The organism is Salinispora vitiensis, from assembly GCF_000378825.1.
Lineage (GTDB): Bacteria > Actinomycetota > Actinomycetes > Mycobacteriales > Micromonosporaceae > Micromonospora > Micromonospora vitiensis.
On the sequence record NZ_KB900388.1, the window covers coordinates 1,218,158 to 1,234,885 of the forward strand.

17 protein-coding genes are annotated in these 16,728 nt (G+C 71.2%); 6 read left to right on the plus strand and 11 right to left on the minus strand.

From position 1 onward, the window contains the following. The first annotated feature begins 3 nt into the window (after nt 1-3). Complete coding sequence (locus SALPAC2_RS0105660; protein ID WP_018215675.1) at nt 4-630, plus strand: 4'-phosphopantetheinyl transferase family protein; 627 nt, start codon at nt 4-6, stop codon at nt 628-630. A 31-nt stretch (nt 631-661) separates the two neighbouring features. Here the strand turns inward: SALPAC2_RS0105660 and SALPAC2_RS0105665 are convergent, their stop codons facing one another. After that, complete coding sequence (locus SALPAC2_RS0105665; protein WP_018215676.1) at nt 662-2,062, minus strand: class I adenylate-forming enzyme family protein; 1,401 nt, start codon at nt 2,060-2,062, stop codon at nt 662-664. 492 nt (nt 2,063-2,554) lie between these two features. Here SALPAC2_RS0105665 and SALPAC2_RS0105670 point away from each other — a divergent pair, with 492 nt between their 5' ends. Then, the gene (locus SALPAC2_RS0105670) at nt 2,555-2,935 is read left to right on the plus strand and encodes a hypothetical protein (RefSeq protein WP_018215677.1); all 381 of its coding nucleotides are present in this window, start codon (nt 2,555-2,557) and stop codon (nt 2,933-2,935) included. Nucleotides 2,936-3,072: 137 nt separating this feature from the next. On the opposite strand, the gene SALPAC2_RS0105675 is transcribed toward SALPAC2_RS0105670, so the two are convergent. From SALPAC2_RS0105675 to SALPAC2_RS0105715, 9 genes are read right to left on the minus strand one after another with little or no spacing between them, the layout of a single operon-like run. Further along, nucleotides 3,073-3,432 carry an antibiotic biosynthesis monooxygenase family protein gene (locus SALPAC2_RS0105675; RefSeq protein WP_018215678.1) on the minus strand — a complete coding sequence of 120 codons (360 nt, stop codon included), beginning with the start codon at nt 3,430-3,432 and terminating at the stop codon, nt 3,073-3,075. Next, a complete protein-coding gene (locus SALPAC2_RS0105680; RefSeq protein WP_018215679.1) occupies nt 3,429-4,676 on the minus strand; it encodes a beta-ketoacyl synthase N-terminal-like domain-containing protein in 1,248 nt (415 codons plus the stop codon). Before SALPAC2_RS0105680 ends, SALPAC2_RS0105675 begins: the two co-directional genes overlap by 4 nt. Beyond that, nucleotides 4,673-5,944, minus strand: coding sequence for a beta-ketoacyl-[acyl-carrier-protein] synthase family protein (locus SALPAC2_RS0105685; protein ID WP_018215680.1), 1,272 nt, complete (start codon nt 5,942-5,944; stop codon nt 4,673-4,675). Before SALPAC2_RS0105685 ends, SALPAC2_RS0105680 begins: the two co-directional genes overlap by 4 nt. A 22-nt stretch (nt 5,945-5,966) precedes the next feature. Next, complete coding sequence (locus tag SALPAC2_RS0105690) at nt 5,967-6,371, minus strand: cupin domain-containing protein (RefSeq protein WP_018215681.1); 405 nt, start codon at nt 6,369-6,371, stop codon at nt 5,967-5,969. Between the two features lie 13 nt (nt 6,372-6,384). Beyond that, nucleotides 6,385-7,104 (minus strand): SRPBCC family protein, encoded by a 720-nt coding sequence (locus tag SALPAC2_RS0105695; protein ID WP_018215682.1) that lies wholly within the window; start codon nt 7,102-7,104, stop codon nt 6,385-6,387. Then, nucleotides 7,101-8,477, minus strand: coding sequence for an acetyl-CoA carboxylase biotin carboxylase subunit (locus tag SALPAC2_RS0105700; RefSeq protein ID WP_018215683.1), 1,377 nt, complete (start codon nt 8,475-8,477; stop codon nt 7,101-7,103). Before SALPAC2_RS0105700 ends, SALPAC2_RS0105695 begins: the two co-directional genes overlap by 4 nt. Before the next feature lie 13 nt (nt 8,478-8,490). After that, nucleotides 8,491-9,066: an acetyl-CoA carboxylase biotin carboxyl carrier protein gene (gene accB / locus SALPAC2_RS0105705; protein ID WP_018215684.1), complete on the minus strand. Its 576-nt coding sequence runs from the start codon at nt 9,064-9,066 to the stop codon at nt 8,491-8,493. Beyond that, nucleotides 9,063-10,757: an acetyl-CoA carboxylase carboxyltransferase subunit alpha gene (locus SALPAC2_RS0105710; RefSeq protein ID WP_018215685.1), complete on the minus strand. Its 1,695-nt coding sequence runs from the start codon at nt 10,755-10,757 to the stop codon at nt 9,063-9,065. The genes accB and SALPAC2_RS0105710 overlap by 4 nt, the downstream gene beginning before the upstream one ends. Further along, entirely contained in the window at nt 10,754-11,086 is a 333-nt protein-coding gene (locus tag SALPAC2_RS0105715; RefSeq protein WP_018215686.1) for a TcmI family type II polyketide cyclase, read from the minus strand. Before SALPAC2_RS0105715 ends, SALPAC2_RS0105710 begins: the two co-directional genes overlap by 4 nt. Nucleotides 11,087-11,479: 393 nt before the next feature. On the opposite strand from SALPAC2_RS0105715, the gene SALPAC2_RS0105725 reads away from it, so the two are divergent. The 4 genes from SALPAC2_RS0105725 (at nt 11,480) to SALPAC2_RS0105740 (ending at nt 15,040) form a co-directional block, all read left to right on the plus strand. Continuing rightward, entirely contained in the window at nt 11,480-12,304 is an 825-nt protein-coding gene (locus SALPAC2_RS0105725; protein WP_018215687.1) for an AfsR/SARP family transcriptional regulator, read from the plus strand. Between the two features lie 78 nt (nt 12,305-12,382). Then, complete coding sequence (locus SALPAC2_RS0105730; RefSeq protein ID WP_018215688.1) at nt 12,383-12,730, plus strand: TcmI family type II polyketide cyclase; 348 nt, start codon at nt 12,383-12,385, stop codon at nt 12,728-12,730. A 7-nt stretch (nt 12,731-12,737) separates the two neighbouring features. Then, nucleotides 12,738-14,090 carry an FAD-dependent oxidoreductase gene (locus SALPAC2_RS0105735; protein ID WP_018215689.1) on the plus strand — a complete coding sequence of 451 codons (1,353 nt, stop codon included), beginning with the start codon at nt 12,738-12,740 and terminating at the stop codon, nt 14,088-14,090. Between the two features lie 209 nt (nt 14,091-14,299). Next, on the plus strand, nt 14,300-15,040 hold the full coding sequence (locus SALPAC2_RS0105740) for a helix-hairpin-helix domain-containing protein (protein ID WP_026184464.1): 741 nt from the start codon (nt 14,300-14,302) through the stop codon (nt 15,038-15,040). A 93-nt stretch (nt 15,041-15,133) separates the two neighbouring features. Here SALPAC2_RS0105740 and SALPAC2_RS0105745 read toward each other — a convergent pair whose 3' ends face one another. Then, nucleotides 15,134-16,573, minus strand: a complete 1,440-nt coding sequence (locus tag SALPAC2_RS0105745; RefSeq protein ID WP_018215691.1) for a right-handed parallel beta-helix repeat-containing protein — start codon at nt 16,571-16,573, stop codon at nt 15,134-15,136. Nucleotides 16,574-16,728 lie beyond the last annotated feature (155 nt).

Below are 16,728 nucleotides of genomic sequence, written 5' to 3' on the forward strand. Positions count from 1 at the left end.
TCCGTGAACCTGTCACCGGTGTCGGGTCGGGACACCGTTTACGTCTGGATCGGTCGGGGTGCCGGCGGTCAGCCGGCCTCAGCCGAGCTGCTGCTGCGACAGGCGGCTGCCGGGGTGCTGGGCTGCCCGGAGGCGGACCTCGTGGTGACCCATCGGCCCGGCGCGGCTGCGCTGGTCACCCGGGACACCGGCCGGGGCCAGGTCGCCGTGCCGGCGAGTGTGAGCCGCGGCGGTGGCGTGACGGTGGTCGCCGTCCGAAGCGGCGGGCCGGTGGGGGTGGACGTCGAGCGGTGCCGCCAGTTGCCCGCGCTGGGCCTGGCCCGCCGCTGGTACAGCCCGGCCGAGGTGGCCTGGCTCGCCGCCCGCCCCGAAGCGGTCCGAAGTCGGGACTTCCTGCGGTTGTGGACCGCGAAGGAGGCCGTCGGCAAGGCGCTCGGCCTCGGTCTGCGCGCCGGCGGTCTGCGTCGGCGGATGCCGGTCCCCGGCCCGGGACGGATGCGCCCGGTGCCAGCTGTCGCCGATGTCTGGGTCGGCCATCCCCACCGCCCCGGGGCGCTGCTCCTAGCGGTGGCGGTGGTCGGCGGCGAAGCTGAGATGGTGGTCGTCGGGGAGGCGGAGCGACGGCGGTAGCCCCCTCGCCGGGGCGGAGTCGCTGGCCCGGTCACGATGTCCCCGCTGTCCGCAGCGTCTCCACCGAGCGGACCAGCTTGCCGGTGGTCGTGCGGGGCAGCTGGTCGAGCAGCCGCAGGGTGCGGGGCCGCTTGTAGCTGGCCAGCCGCTCGGCGAGCTGCTGGTCCAGGGTCTCCTCGGCGAGAGTGCCCACCGGCTGCACGTACGCGGTGATGCCGTCATCCCAGACCACCACCGCGGCGGCGACCCCCGGTAGCTCGGCGACTGTCTTCTCCACCTCGGTCAGGTCGACCTTCATCCCGCCGACCGAGACCTGAGAGTCGAGCCGGCCGTGGATGGTCACCAGGCCGCTGTCCGGGTCCACGGTGCCCGCGTCCCGGGTGTGTAGCCAACCCTCGGACCACCGGGACGGGTCGGTGTGGCCGAGGTACGGGGAGTCGGGGCAGCTCACCCACAGCTCGCCGGCGACCTCGCGAACGTCGATGCCGGGCACGGGGAGGATCCCGGGCCGGTGTTGTCCGTGCAGGTCGGTGCCGATGACCCCCACCTCGGTCATCCCATACATGTTGCCCAGTGGTACGCCGAACCGCTCGGTGAAGGAGCGGACCGTGGTGGCCGAAACCAGTTCCCCACCGGTGATCATCCGGGTGAACATCGGTAGTGGCCGGTCTGACTGGGTCGCGGCCAGGAGCCCGATATGGAATGGCACGCCGAGGACGGTGGCCGGGCTGTCGGCGGCGCCGATCGCATCGAGCACCGCCCCGCCGCTGAGTCGTTCCGGTGGGACCAGTTCGACGCCGGCGTGCAGCCCGTAGAGCAGGCCACCGACGAGGCCGAGCACGTGCACCATGGACGGAAGCAGGATGAGTCGTTCGCCGGGTAGGGCCACGCCGTCGAGCTGGGTGTAGCGACGTACCTCAGCGACCAGGTCAGCGGCGTTCCGACCAATGACTTTGGCGGGTCCGGTGGAGCCGGAGCTGAGTTGGATCACCGCGTGGTCGGTGGGGGCCGGGCGGTCGCCGTACCGGGTAACCCCCTCGGTGACCTCGACGAAGACTCGTAGTGCGCCGCCACCGGTACGGACCGGTGCCACGACCACCTGCGGGGTTAGCCGCCGCAGTGCACGGTCGACCTCGTGGTCGGTGAGCCGATGGTCCAGCAGGATGGCCTGGGCACCGCTCCGCCAGGTGGCGAGCAGGTTCACCACGTACGCCAGGGACGGCGGCAGCCGTAGCGCGACGGCCCCCCCGGGCCGCAGTCCAGCGGCGTCGAGGCGGGTCTGTGCCGCGGTGACCAGCCGGTGTAACGTGCCCCGGTCAACCGGGTCGGGGAGTCGGAGGCAGACGTCGGCCGGTTTGCCGGTAAACAGAAAATCGTCTACCCAGTCGGGATCGGTCGCATCGGAATCGCGGGACGAGGGGTTCCCATTCACTGCCGTTCACCGCCCAGCACAAATAAGGGCATTCCTGCCCTTGAGGGGGTTCCACCGAGATGCTGCGGCCGACCCTACGGCAGGCTCCAGATCCGCTAACAGGTGCGAAAGGATAGATCAAAAAAGGCGGCTGGCCGGATTGCCGGTAACCACTTCGCCGTGCAGGATCGCGCGCGTGCACCCGCACCAAAACCAACGGGTGAGCCTGAATGCGTTAGGAGGACCTTCAATACCCGAACGCATGATGCGCCTGCCCCCACGACCGCCTTCCCCGCCGATCGCATCCGTGTGCGGGGCATCCCATCCCAAATATGACATTCATTCTTTCACACCTATTGCCCAAATACGCCGGGTAATAGGGCAGCCGCACTTCGCGACCTTGCTGTCGGAATACCCTTGTGGGTAGGCATGCTGGTGCGTAGTTGCGGGGCGGCTGCTTGCTGTTCCCGCATGAGCAACGACCGCCAGATGGGTTGCCGTAGGGTCGGGGCCATGTCGCTGCCCGTACCCGATGATGTCCTGGCCGCGGTGCAAGACTTCGTGGCTCGGATCGACGCGCTGGATCCGGGCGCGCCGCCTCTGGGGGACTTGACGATATGCCTGGGCGGGCGGGAGTCGCGGCTGGCGCTGCGCGCCCCGGTCGCCTGGGCATTGGTGGAGGCGTTGCGGGGATACCACGACCCGCGGGATCGGGGTCGCTGCGGCCATTGTGGTAGCCCGCGGCTTGACGACAACTTCCTGTGTCGGGACTGTGGACGACCCGACGGGCTGTTCGGGCAGCTGCTCGCGGAGCGGGCAGCGCGGCACGCCGAGCCGGCAGCGATTTCGGCCACGCCGGTCGACGAGAGCCGGCAGGCGCAAGCCGAGGGCTAACGGCTTAGACGTGGACTCCAGCCGGCGTACCTGGTGTGTGGGAGCGAGTAGTACCGCACCGCCAACGGCCGGGGTGCCACGTTGCCGATACCGGCCAGGCACCCCGCACCAGCCGGGGTGCGGGATGCCCGGTGTCGTCAGGGCAGGGTCGGAGTCTGGGCATGAATGTGGAAGCGCAGGGAGCGGGCATCGGTGAAGCACTCCCGCATCGGGCGGACCAGATCACGGTGCTCCGGGCTCCGTTCCCACGCCTCGAAATCCGCCAGACTCGCCCACTCGCTGGTGATCAACCACTGCTCCGGGTCCACCGCCGACCGGCACACCTGATCAACCCGGTGTCCCGGCACCCCGTCCGCGACGAGGTGCCGTACCGCCTCGTACGCGGCCAGGAACGCCTCCGTCCGTTCCGTTGGCACCCGCACCAGAAACACCACCCGTCCCCCGGCCATACCGGCGCCAGGCCGGGCCGCCGCATTCCGTGCGTCCAGTTCGGTCACTGCTCACCACCGTCGCTCGGCGCCGCCCCCAGCAGGACCAACGCGCTGTTGAACCCGTCGAAACCGCGGGCGCAGACCAGCGACAACCGGTTCACCGGCTGTCGCTGCTCCCGCAGGAAATCCAACTCGCACCCCGGCGCGACCTCCTCCGGTCCCGCGGACGCCGGCAGCGTGTCATGGGCGAAGGCGAGCAACGCGGTCGCCACGTCCAGAGCGGCTCCCCCCTGGTGGGCCCGCCCAGTCAGCGACTTCTGCGTGGTGACCGGGGGTAGCCGGTCGCCGAAGACAGCACGCAACGCGATCGCCTCGCTGCGGTCGTAACGCGGTACCCCCAACGCGTCGGGTACCACCACGTCGACCGCATCCGCGCCGACCCCGGCCCGGTCCAGCGCCAGCCGCATCGCCCGGGCGTACTGCACCGGGTCGCCCGCTGTGTCCGCGGTGGTGTGGGCGCCGTCGTGGGTGGCGCCCCACCCCATCACCTCACCGTAGATCCGGGCCCCGCGGGCCAGAGCATGGCCCAACTCCTCCACCACGAAGACCGCACCCCCCTCGGCCGGCAGGTAGCCACTCGCCGCCGCGTCGAAGGGCCGGTACGCCCGCTCCGGATCCGCCCCCTCGCTGAGCATCCCGGAAGCGAGCTGACAGGCGAGCGCGTACGGGCTCAACGGGCACTCGGTCGCCCCCGCAATCACCACCGGGGTCCCCCGACGGACGGCCCGGGCGGCGTGCGCCAGGCTGTCCAGCCCACCGGCGGTCTCGGACACCAACACCCCGCACGGCCCCTTGAACTGGTGGTGGATCGAGAGCTGACCGACGCTGGCGGCGTAGAACCAGGCGATCGACTGGTACGCCCCGACCGTCCGGGTGGACCCGCCCCACAGCCGTTGCAGCTCCCGCTGCCCGAACAGGTTCCCCCCGGACGAACTGGCCAGGGCGACCGCGTAGCCGTACGGGTCCGGAGCGCGCAGCGGTAGGCCCGCGTCGGCCAGGGCCAGCCGGGTGGCGGCGAACCCGAGGTGCGTCCACCGGTCGGTCTGCACCAACCGGCGGTTGTCGGCGTAGGCGCCGGCGTCGAACCCCGACACCTCACCGCCGAAACGGGTCGGGTAGCTGGATGGGTCGAAAAGGGTGATCGGCCCGGTGCGGCGGGTTCCGGTGAGGACCGTCTGCCAGTGTGCGTCCGCGCCGACACCGCTCGGCGCGACCACCCCGATCCCGGTCACCACCGCCCGCGCGGTCACGACGTCACCGCCGACAACCGCCGAAACACCATCGCCGACTGGAATCCGCCGAATCCACTGCCGACCGACAAGGCCACGTCCACCGGCAGTTCCCGCGCCTCGTTCGGCACGTAGTCCAGGTCGCACTCCGGGTCGCGAGTCGCCCAGTTGGCCGTCGGCGGTACCACCCCGAACTCGATGGCCAGCGCGCAGGCGGCCATCTCGATCGAGCCGATCGCACCGAGCGAGTGCCCCACCATCGACTTGATCGAACTGATCGGCACCCGGTACGCGACCTCGCCGAGCGCCCGTTTGAACGCGGCGGTCTCATGCCGGTCGTTCTGCCGGGTTCCGGAGCCGTGCGCGCTGATGTAGGAGACCTGGTCGGCCCGGATCCGCCCCTGGCCCAGCGCGTCGGTGATGGCGAGCCCCATCTCCAGCCCATCCGGACGGAGCCCGGTCATGTGGTAGCCGTTGCTGCGGCTGGCGTACCCGGCGACCTCGCAGTAGATGTGCGCGCCCCGCCGCCGGGCCCGCTCCTCCTCCTCCAGCACCAGCACCGCGGCGCCCTCGGCGAGGACGAAGCCGTGCCGGTCGGCGTCGAACGGGCGGGAGGCGTGCGCCGGATCATCGTTGTCGGGGCTGGTCGCCTGGATCGCGTCGAACGAGGCGACGGTGACCGGGGAGATCGGCGAGTCGGCGGCACCGGTGAGCACCACGTCGGCCTCGCCGTCAACGATGAGCTGATGGGCGTAGCCGATCGCGTCGATGCCGGACGTACAGCCGGTGGAGACCACCTGCACCGGGCCGTGCAGCCCGTACCGGCAGGCCACGTCGGCGGCGAGGCTGCTCGGCACCAACGCCTGATACAGGTACGGGCCGCCGAGGGCGGCGTCAACCAGCCAGTTCCGGCCGCCGTCGCTGACCGTGACGTACTCCTGTTCCAGCGCCATCGTCCCGCCGACGGCGGTGCCTAGGACCACGCCGGTGTGTTCCCGGAGCGCATCGGTGAATTCCAGGCCGGCGTCAACGACGGCCTCGGCCGCGCAGGCGAGCGCGAACTGCACGTACCGGTCAGCACGCCGCTGTTCGGGAATGCTGAGGCCGGCGGCAACCGGCTCGAAGTCGCACTCGGCGGCGATTCGCGACCGGAACGGCGACGGATCGAAGAAGGAGATCCGCCGGGTCGCCGTCCGCCCCTCGGTGATCGTCTTCCAGAACCTGTCCCGAGTGGCGCCACCCGGCGCGACCACCCCGACGCCGGTCACCACCGAGCGGCGCCCGGTCACGGTGCCACTCCGATCTTCACGCTCATGACCCACCTCGTTGCGCGACGAGTTCGGTGTCGACGTGGCCCAGTTCGGGGCGCGGGGCGAGCGGACCGAGGTGGAACACGACCTCGGCGTCCACGGTGCCGGTGTTGCGCAGCCGATGCCGGACATTGATCGGGACGAAGAGCGCCTCGCCGGTTGTTACCGAGACCGGCGCGTCGTCCAGGTCCACGGTGATCGCACCCCGGGCAACGTAGAGGAACTCCTCGCTGTAGGGGTGGTAGTGCTCGGCGATGCGCTCCCCCGGTCGCAGCGTCGCCACGCCCATGAACCCCGAGGTGCTGCCGACGGTACGCGGACCGAGCAGTACCCGCAGCTCGCCGCCGCGGCGGGTGTCGGCGGCCACGTCCGCCGCGGCCACCACCCCGGGCTCCCGCTCACTCATCCCCGGCTCCCGCTCACTCATGCCCGGCTCCCGTCTCCTGCGCGGCCCGCCGCTCGACCTTTTCCTTGATCACCGCGAGCTGCACCGCGCTGTTGGTGTTGATCCGGTCGGTCATCTCGGCGTTGTTCAACGGGGCGGTGGGCTTCATGGCGAAGTCCTGCGTCCAGATCATCCGGGTACCGCCGGGCTCCTCGACGTAACGCCAGTGGATCCGCATGTACTCGAATGGCCCCGGCTCCACCCGCTGCGCGTGGACCTCCCGCCCCTCCGGGTCGGCCGTGCGCTCGCTGACCCAACTCCAGGCGATCCCGTTCTCGTCGGGGTGCATGGTGAGCCGGAACCGGACGGTGTTCCCCTCCTGCCGCAGGATCTCGGCCACCGCGTACTCGGTGAACAGGTCGGGCCAGCCGGCGACGTCGTTGGTGACCTTCCAGACCAGCGGTAGGGGGGCGGCGATCAGGATCTCGTTCTCGGTGTGCCCGGCCGGCTCGACGCGGCGGGCGACCAGATCCGCGACGCCCGCGATGCTGAGCTGCCCGGTCTCCTCGGGGATGCGCACCTGCCAACGGTCGGCGACCACGGCGGAGAGCTCGAGCAGGGCGAGCGAGTCCATGCCCAGCTCCTCCAGCGAGGCGGCCGGGGTGCGGGCGGCGTCGTCGGGGTTGAGCCCGCAGTGGGCTACCAGGATGTCGGTGATGTCGGCGGCCAGTGGGCGGCCGTCGGTGACGGTCATGCGTTCCTCCTCGATTGGGTGGGCAGGTCAGCGAGTAGCGTCTCGACCAGACCGGTGCAGTGGCGGCCCTTGCGGAAGCCGGCGTCGTCGAGCACCCGCCGGACGAACGGGATGGTGGTGTGGACGCCGGGGCCGGCGATGTCGAATTCGCCGAGCGCACGTTCCAGCCGGTTCAGGGCCAGCTCCCGGTCCGGAGCCCAGACCGCCACCTTGGCCAGGAGCGAGTCGTAGTGGGGGCCGACGACGTAGCCGGGATACCCGTGGGTGTCGACCCGGGTGAAGGGGCCTCCCGGCGGGACGAACCGCTCCAGCCGGCCGGGGGTCGGTACGAAGTCCCGGTCGGGGTCCTCGACGTTGACCCGGCACTCGACCGCCACCCCGTGCGTCACGATCTCCTCCTGCCGCCACCGCAGCGTTCCGCCGGCGGCCAAGTGCAGCTGCTCGTGCACCAGGTCGATTCCGGTGACCATCTCGGTGACCGGGTGCTCCACCTGGATCCGACAATTGATCTCCAGGAAGTGGAACTGTTCCGCCGGGTCGACCAGGAACTCCACCGTCCCGGCACCGGTGAAGCCGACCTCCAGCGCGCCGCGTAGCGCGCTGTCGGCGATCGCGTCCAGGGCGGTCGTGGACAGGGCGGGGGCGGGGGCCTCCTCGACGAGTTTCTGGTGTCGGCGCTGCACCGAGCAGTCCCGGGTCCCCAGGTGCACTCCGTTGCCGTGGGTGTCGCAGAGCACCTGCACCTCCACGTGCCGGGCGTTGCCGAGGTACCGCTCGACGTACACCCGGTCGTCGCCGAAGGCCACCTGGGCGGCGGCCCGGGTTCGGGCGTACGCCCGCGGCAGCTCGGCCGGCGTGGAGACGACGGTCATCCCCCGGCCACCACCCCCGGCGGCGGCTTTCACGATCACCGGATAACCCACCTCGGCGGCGACCCGGGCGGCGTCGGCGGCGGTCGGCACCGGTGCGATGCTGCCCGGTGGCAGCGGTAGGCCGGCGCGGCTCATCAGCGCCCGCGCGGACGACTTGTCGGCCAGCGCGGCCATCACCTGCGGCGGCGGACCCACGAAGGCGAGACCGTTGTCGGCGCAGATCTCGGCGAAGTCGGCATCCTCGGAGAGGAAGCCGTAGCCGGGGTGCACCGCCTGCGCCCCCACCAGGCGGGCGGCCTCGACGATGGCCGCGGGGTTCAGGTAACTGCGGCGACTCGCCGCCGGTCCGATCAGGACCGCTTCGTCGGCGAGCCGCACCGCGGTCGAGTCGGCGTCCGCCGTGGAGTAGACCACCGCGGTACGGATGCCCAATTCGCGGCAGGCGCGCAGCACCCGCAGCGCGATCTCGCCCCGGTTGGCGATGAGTACCTTGCCGAACATCAGCCCACCCGCCTCAGATCGGATCCACCGCGAGCAGCGGCTGGTCGTACTCCACCGGTTGGCCGTCATCGGCGAGGACCTCGGCGATCCGCCCGGCCCGGTCGGCGGTCACCTCATTCATCAGCTTCATCGCCTCGACGATGCCGACGACCTGGCCGGGGTGGACCCGGTCGCCGACGGCGACGAACGGCGCCGCGCCGGGCTCCGGCGCCCGGTAGAAGGTGCCGACGATCGGTGACCGCACCGCGTGCCGAGCGGCGGCGGCGGGCACGGCTGCTGGTTGCGCGGGGACGACCGGTTGCGCGGCGAGTACCGGTTGCGCGGGCGGTTGTCCGGCGTCAACCTCCGCGTGCCACTCCACCTCCAGGACCGCGTCGCCGCTGCCCAGCCGGATCCGCCGGATCGGCCCGGCCAGCTCGGCGAGGAGTTCCCGGGCCTGACGGCGCAGGTCGGTCAGCGCGAGGTCCGCCGGAACGTTGGCTACCCCGGCCGCAGTCGCGTCGAAGGCCCCGCCAGACCGTGGTTCCGGTTCCGCCGTCGCGTCACCGTTGAGCGTCGTGACGCCGGTCGGCGCCAGTTCGGCGCTCATCGGGCACCCGCCTTGGCTCCGAGGCCGGCGGCACCGAACCGACGGAACCGCCGCCTTCGGCGGCGAACCAGGGTCGCGGTGGGCACGTCGAGCAACGGCACCAGGTGCGCCAGCACCGCCTCCCGCACCGCCTGCATGGCGGCCGGTGGGTCGTGATGCGCGGCCGGCGCCGGTTCCGGTACCACCGCGTCCACCACCCCGAGCCGACAGAGGTCGGCGCTGGTCAGCCGCAGCGCGCGGGCCGCCTGCGGAGCAGCGGACCGGTCGGGCCAGAGAATCGCGGCGCACCCCTCCGGGCTGATTACCGAATAGACGGCGTGTTCCAGCATCAGCACCCGGTCGGCGACCGCGAGCGCCAGCGCACCGCCGCTGCCACCCTCGCCGGTGATCACCGCGACGACCGGCGTCGGCAACATCGTCAGGGTCAGGATGTTCTCCGCGATCGCGGCAGCCTGGCCCTGCTCCTCCGCGCCCACTCCCGGGTCAGCGCCCGGGGTGTCCACGAGGGTGACGACGGGCAGCCCCCACCGCGCGGCCAGCCGGACCAGCCGAAGCGCCTTCCGGTGCCCGGCGGGGCTCGCCATTCCGAAGTTGCGGGACATCAGGTCGGCGGTCGTGTGGCCCTTCTGGTGGCCGACCACCAAGACCGGCCGGCCAGCCAGCTCGGCCAGCCCGCCGACGACCGCCGGGCAGTCCGCACCCAGCCGGTCACCGTGCAGCTCGACGAAGCTGTCGAAGGCCGTCTCCAGATAGTCCAGGGTGGTCGGCCGGCCCGGGTGCCGGGCCAGCCGGACCGTCGCCCAGGCGTCCCGCTCGTCCGCACCCTGCGCCGGCGGGCTGCTCCTGCCTGGGCCCTCCGGTTCGAATCCGACACCCACCGGTTCGCGCCCGCCGGATGCGGCAGCGAGCAGCGTGGCGAGGCAACCGCGCAGGGCGTGCCGGGGCACCACCAGATCAACCTGGCCGTGCCGCAGCAGAAACTCGGCGGTCTGGAACCCTTCGGGCAACTCCCGGCCGGTCACCTGGCGAATCACCCGAGGACCGGCGAAGCCCATCCGGGCACCACTCTCGGCGACCACCACGTCGGTGTTGGTGGCGAACGAGGCGGCCACCCCGCCGTACGTGGGGTCGGTGAGGATGCTGACGCTCGGCACCCCGGACTCACGCAACGCGGCGACGGCCTGGCTGACCGTCGCCATCTGCATCAGCGACAGCACCCCTTCCTGCATCCGCGCTCCGCCGGAGGCGGTTACCACCACCAGCGGTACCCGGTCGGCGAGGGCGCGCTCGGCGGCCCGGGTGATCAGCTCCCCGACCGCGCACCCGAGGCTGCCACCGAGGAAGCGGAAGTCCATCACAGCGATCACACAACGGCTCCCGGCCACCGTGGCGGTGCCGCAGACAACCGCCTCGGCCAGCCCGGTGCCACTGCGCGCGGCGGTGAGCCGATGGGGGTAGGGGAGCACGTCGACGAAGCCGATCGGATCCACCTCCGGCGCCTGGTCGGCGAGCGCGGTAAACGACCCGGGGTCCACCAGCTGCGCCAGGCGGGCCGACGCGTCGAGCCGGGAGTGCGCGCCGCACTCCGGGCACACGTCCAGGTTCCGCCGGAGCCGCTTGCGATACAGCAGGCTGGCGCAGCCGCCGCAGCGGGACCAGAGCTGCCCGCCCCGGGGCGTGGTCGGGTTCACGGCCGGTCTCCGGGAGCGTCGAACCGGTACACGCACCGGGCCATCGCGTCTCGCGGTTCCCGCCAGGTCGGCAGGTACGGCGAGACGTACGGACGCAGCCGCTCACTGACCCGGACGAACTCCGGGTGCTGCCGGGCCCCGGCGACCGCGTCCTCCCCCGGCAACTCCGTCTCCAGGAGGTGCAGGTACAGGTCTTGTAGCCGGTACAGCGACCGGTGCTGGACCCCGGCCAGGCGAGGCAACTCGGTCGCGTCGGACTCGGCGAAGATCTCGGCGATCCGCTCCTCCGCGCCCGGGTCGACCTTCGCGACGATCAACGAACGCTCCATCGATGAACCTCCCCTAACGGCTGCGGACGCCGGCGGCGCCGTACGCCGAAAAGCCGGATGACTATGCGCACCATGGCCGCACCACCGTCACCGGGGCGTCACCGGAGCCGTCCCCGGCCCAGACTTTGGTGACGGTGCGTTGACGCTGACTGTGTAGGAGCTGTGACATGCAACCTGCACATAGTTGCCTATCCCCAGTTCAGAGCGGGTTTCATAGCAGTTACACACCGATCGGAATGTTGACGGTGCGTGACTAGATTGATAATCTCCGTCACGGTGAACCCGGTGGGCCGTGACCCGACGCCGTGCCGCGGGACCAGCTACCCGACCCGTGTGGTCACGGGAAGCCGCGCCGGGGGACACAACCGAGGAACATTCCGCAGGGGGTCCGCCATGGCCGCTGGTCCGTCCATGCCGACCGCCGGGGACCGCCCGGGTACACCGATCCGGCTGCACCTGCTGGGCGGGTTCCGGCTGTTGCACAGCAACGCCCCGGTGGTCGTACCGCGCGGGCTCCAACGCGTACTCGCGCTGGTCGGCCTGCGCCCCGGCACCACCCGCAGCCACCTCGCCGGGCTGCTCTGGCCAGACACCCCGGAGGAGCGTGCCCTCTCCTCACTCCGCACCGCCCTGTGGCGGCTACGGCAGGACCCTTACTGCCCGCTGCGCACCAGTGGGGACACCCTCCGGCTGGGGCCCACCGTCCAGGTTGACGTGGATGCCCTGGTCGGGATGGCCGCCCGGGTCCGGGACGGGGACGACCCGAACACCGCCGCGGCCGTACTCGCGAAGGGCCGCCACGACCTGCTGCCCGGCTGGTACGACGACTGGGTGTTGGCCGAACGGGAGCGGCTACGCCAGCTGCGGCTACACATGCTCGAGGAGCTGGCCGACCACTATCTGACAGCGGGCCGGCACGGTGAGGCGCTCGAAGCGGCGTTGGAAGCGCTGGCCGCCGAGCCGCTCCGCGAAACACCCCACCGCCTGGTGGTCCGCATCCACCTCGCCGAGGGCAACGCATTCGAGGCGGTACACGCGTTCTACGTCTACCGCGACCTGCTGCGTCGGGAGCTACGGCTGGAGCCGTCCGCCGCGATGACCGCCCTACTCGACGAGACGCTCCGGCCGATCCGGCAGGCCAGCCGTGACCCCCACGGACGCCGGCAGCCGCCGACCCCCCGCGTCACCAGAACGGACATGGATGTGACGGGCAGGTGACAGGGGGCTCGGCAGCGTGGAGAACGGCACGCGCCCCGGACCGGCCGCACGGGGCACCATGGCGGAAGGAATCCCAAAATGAGCCGACTACTGATCGTCAGCAGGATCGCCCCCGGCGCGGAGGGACGGGTGGCCCAGATCTTCGCCGAGTCCGACGCCACCGAACTACCCAGCCTCACCGGCGTCCGGCACCGCTCCCTGTACTGCCTGCACGACCTGTGCATCCACCTGATGGAGACCGCCGACGTAGACCCGGACACCCTGGCCGGTGCCCGGAACCATCCGCTCTACCGACAGGTCAACGAGCGACTCTCCGCGCACACCTCCCCGTACCTGCCGACCTGGCGCTCACCGCGCGACGCCATCGCCGGCTGCTTTTACCGTTGGGACTCCACGGCTGCCGCCGCGCCCCACGTGGCGGGCTGACGCACACGTGTCCCGCGACCAACCGCACGTTCTGATCATCGGGGCGGGGACCGGTGGGCTCTGCCTGGCGCAGGGACTGCGCCAGGCCGGAATCGCCGTGAGCGTCTATGAGCGGTACCGCACCCGAGGCGATGGCCTACTCGGCTACCGGGTCGGCATCGGACCAACCGGCAGCCGGGCACTGCGCGAGTGCCTGCCGTCCGAACTTTTCCGCACCTACCTGGCCACCTGCGCCAAGTCCCCCCGCTACTTCAACGTCATCACCCAACGACTCCGGCAGACCGCGTCCTTTCCGCTACGACCGGAGACCGACGTGGTGAACACCGAGCGATCCGTCGCCCGGATGACCCTGCGCCAGGTCCTGCTCACCGGGCTGGAGGACGTGGTCCACTTCGACAAGGCCCTCACCCACTTCGAGCAGCGCGATGACGGCAGCGTCACCGCGTACTTCGCGGACGGGGACAGCGCCACCGGCGACCTGTTGGTGGGCGCCGACGGCACCCACTCGGCGGTCCGGCGCCAATATCTGCCGCACGCCGTCACCCGAAATGCGGGCACCATCAACATCGCCACCCGGATCCCGTTCACCGAGGAGGTACGGGCACTGCTGCCGGAGCGGATCGAGAAGGGCATCTCGCTCATCTTCGGCAACGGTGGGGTGATGGGGGTCCTGCACGTCATGGAGTTTCCGTGGGACCGCTCGGGCGCCCTCAAGGACGGCCTCGATCCGGCCGACGTGGCGCTGTTGAACCGCTGGCCCGGCCGGGCGCACGACACCACCCGCGACAACGTGAACCTGGTGGTCTGGAGTACCGCCCGGCGGTTCCCGCCGGACATCATGCGCCAACGCGACGAGGAGCTAATCCGGACCGCGCTCGGCCTGACCCGCAACTGGCACCCGCATCTGCGCCAGCTGCTGGACCTCGCCGACCCGGCCAGTGCCCTGCCGGTCAAGGTCTCCACCAGCGAGCCGGTTCCACCCTGGAAGAGCAGCACCGTCACCCTGCTCGGCGACGCCATTCACACGATGACGCCGGGGCGCGGGGTGGGCGCGAACACCGCCCTGCGGGATGCTGCCCTACTGACCCGGCAGTTGTGCCACAGCGCCGCCGGGGAGAAGACGCTGTTGCAGGCGGTAGCCGACTACGAGGCGGCCATGCTGCCGTACGGCTTCGCGCGGGTGGCGGACTCGTTGAACCGCAGCGGCACCAGCGGCGACGACCCCATGTACAAGCCGGTCGTCGGGCGGCTCGCCCTGCTCGGAGCCCGTGGCTACTTCGGCATCACCAGCCGGGTGCCGCGCCTCGCCCGTCGGTTTGTCGATGACTTCTACAGCTATCGGGGCGAGGAGGAGGACTGACCACAACGGCCGGACCTCAACCCCGGGGTCCGGCCACACCCCCCACCGACCCTTCCGGCGACGTTGAGTCGCGCCACGAGCACCGTGGGTGCGATCCGGTCCGGCTGCGAGCTGTGTTACCAGGCCATGCTGTCCTACCGCACCGGGAGTGTGGCAAGCTGCGGCGAGCTTTCTCGACTAACTCGCTAATCGAAAAGGGGAGGTCTGCCGTGGCGTGGTCGGACTGGCCGTTGATTGTCGTGGCCCTGCTAGTGGGCGCCGCCGCCGGCTGGGCGGTCCGTGGCCGGCGTAGAGCCGCGCGGGGTGGTGGCACCACTGGGGATGGTACGCCGGCACCCACGACGAGGACCAGCGGAGGAGTGCCCGCCCCCACCTCCACCGACCGCGACCCCAACACTCCCAGCGCGACCGAACCGGCTCCGACCTCGGATCCTGCGGCCTCCGAGCCCACGTCGGAGCCCGCGTCAACGTCAGCGCCAGAGCCGGCCTCGGTGCCGGAGCCGAGGCCGGCCTCGGTATCGGAGCAGGTCGACCCGGCACCAGCGACCCGGGAGCACGCCCCGGCAGCCGACAGCAGCCAGGCCGAGGAGCCAGCCGACGCCGATCCGACGGCGCCCCCGGCGGTCGTCCCACACCCGGCGGCGCCCGAAGCCGATCCGGTGGACCAGGCCCCGGTTGCCGCCGAGTCCGGACCGGAGCCGGAGGCCGAGGACGACTTCCGGCGAATCCAGGGGGTCGGGCCGAAAATGGCCGCGGCGCTCCACGCCGCCGGCATCCGCACCTACCGGCAACTCGCCGAGTTGGACGAGCCGGCGCTGCGGGAGATGATTCGCGCCGCCGGCCTGCGTGGCACGGCGAGCCTGCCGACCTGGCCACAGCAGGCGATGGCGCTGGCAAAGGCGCCCGAGCCAGCGGGTGTGCTGCCGACCGAGAGCGGCTCGGGCACCTGACGTCGCGGGTCGCGGCAGACGGGTATCCGACCGCACCGGGGACGGCAGCGCCGTCCCCGGTGCGGTCGGATACCCACCTGGTCGCGAGTGGTGTTACCGGAAGCAGTTCAGCACCGGGCCGGTGCTACCCAGACAGTTGGTCTGCTGGTTCTCCCCGACCACAGTCTGCGAGTCCAGCGTCGCCTGTGCCCTGTCCACCAGCAGGCCACCGGCCGGCAGCGTGGACTGATTCCCGGTTACCTGGCTGCGGTAAAGCGCGACCCGGCCCATGCTGACCGTGATCCCGCCGCCGGTGGACTTCGCTTCGACGGCGCGGTTGCCCTGGACCGTACTGCCCCGGACCAACAGGTTCGACTTGGCTGCGTGAATGCCACCGCCCGAGCCGTGTGCCGTGTTGCCCGCCACCACGCTGTCGTCCAGCGGCACGAGGCCCTGGGAGGTGGAGAGGCCGCCGCCGTTGCCGGTGGCGACGTTGTCCCGAATCTCCATTCCGCGCAGGAAGATCAGCGCGTCCGAGTTCGCGATCCCGCCCCCGGTTCCCGCCTGGTTGCCGACGACGGTCGAGTCGGAGACGCGGGTACGGGCCGAGAAGCTGGCCAGCCCTCCACCCTGCGCCGCCGAGTTCTGCTCGAAGGTGCTCGTGTGCACCTCCGCCGCGGCCTGGTAGTTGCCCAGCCCGCCGCCGTAGGCGGTGGCGCTGTTACCCGTGAAGGTCGACGAGTGCAGGGCCAACACCCCGTTGTTGAGCAGGCCCCCGCCCTTGCCCGCCGCTCCGAGGGCGTGGTTGTTGATGAGCGTGCTGTCCCGAACGACCATGTTGCCGTCGTTGAACAGGGCTCCCCCACCGCCTTCCGCCGAGGACGAGGTGTTGTTCATCGCCGTCACCTGCTCGATCAACGCCGATGCGCCATGCACCACGTGAACGGCGCCCCCCTCGGCGTCGGAGTGACCGCCGACGAGCCGGACGTTACGCAGAGTTAGCTCACCGGCGTCACGGACAGTGAAGAAGCGGAACACTTCGGCATCCTGCGCACGCTCGATCGTGGCCTGCTCACCTTCGATGGTGACCGGGTGGTAGATGACCGGCAGTCCCGCCTTGTCATCGGCCGGGTCACGCGGCGGCTTCTCGGCCGCACCGGGGTTCTCGGCCGCGTCCGCCGCCTCCCGCGCGTCCCGGATCCCGCCGTCGTACAGGTCGGGCTGCTGGAAGGCGTCGGTGAGCGTGTAGGTGCATCTCGGGGCGAGCCGCAGCACCCCGCCGCCCTCGGCGTTGACCCGGACCAACGCGGCGACCAGCTGGGCGCTGTCACAGGGCACCGGCGTCCCGAGGAACTCTCCGCCGACCTCACCGGCGGAGTCACCTTGGGTCACGGAGGCGTTCTCGCTGCCGTGCGGTCGCTCATGAGCCGCGGCCGTGCCGGCCAACCCCGCCGCTCCGACGACCAGGCCGCTGGCCACCAGCCCGCCGGCGAGCAGCCGTCGGGGCCGGCGCCGGCCCCGCGGCGGTCGCTGGCTGTCGTGATACGTGGACATCGTGCTCTCCTGCCTTCCCCTCACACCTGAGCCGACCGGACGATTCCGGACGGTAGGGCACCGACCACGTGGCCGTCACCGAACGTCACGCTACGGACCCAAGAGAGGGCAGGCGCGTCAACGTGAATAAATCACCTCTTTACCTCACATTCTGG

What these genes read in the sequence shown, in the direction of transcription:
- SALPAC2_RS0105670 (WP_018215677.1), top strand. Translation starts at nt 2,555, where the DNA reads ATGTCGCTGCCCGTACCCGATGATGTCCTGGCCGCGGTGCAAGACTTC.
- SALPAC2_RS0105690 (WP_018215681.1), bottom strand. Translation starts at nt 6,371, where the DNA reads ATGAGTGAGCGGGAGCCCGGGGTGGTGGCCGCGGCGGACGTGGCCGCC.
- SALPAC2_RS0105695 (WP_018215682.1), bottom strand. Translation starts at nt 7,104, where the DNA reads ATGACCGTCACCGACGGCCGCCCACTGGCCGCCGACATCACCGACATC.
- SALPAC2_RS0105700 (WP_018215683.1), bottom strand. Translation starts at nt 8,477, where the DNA reads ATGTTCGGCAAGGTACTCATCGCCAACCGGGGCGAGATCGCGCTGCGG.
- accB (WP_018215684.1), bottom strand. Translation starts at nt 9,066, where the DNA reads ATGAGCGCCGAACTGGCGCCGACCGGCGTCACGACGCTCAACGGTGAC.
- SALPAC2_RS0105715 (WP_018215686.1), bottom strand. Translation starts at nt 11,086, where the DNA reads ATGGAGCGTTCGTTGATCGTCGCGAAGGTCGACCCGGGCGCGGAGGAG.
- SALPAC2_RS0105725 (WP_018215687.1), top strand. Translation starts at nt 11,480, where the DNA reads ATGGCCGCTGGTCCGTCCATGCCGACCGCCGGGGACCGCCCGGGTACA.
- SALPAC2_RS0105730 (WP_018215688.1), top strand. Translation starts at nt 12,383, where the DNA reads ATGAGCCGACTACTGATCGTCAGCAGGATCGCCCCCGGCGCGGAGGGA.
- SALPAC2_RS0105745 (WP_018215691.1), bottom strand. Translation starts at nt 16,573, where the DNA reads ATGTCCACGTATCACGACAGCCAGCGACCGCCGCGGGGCCGGCGCCGG.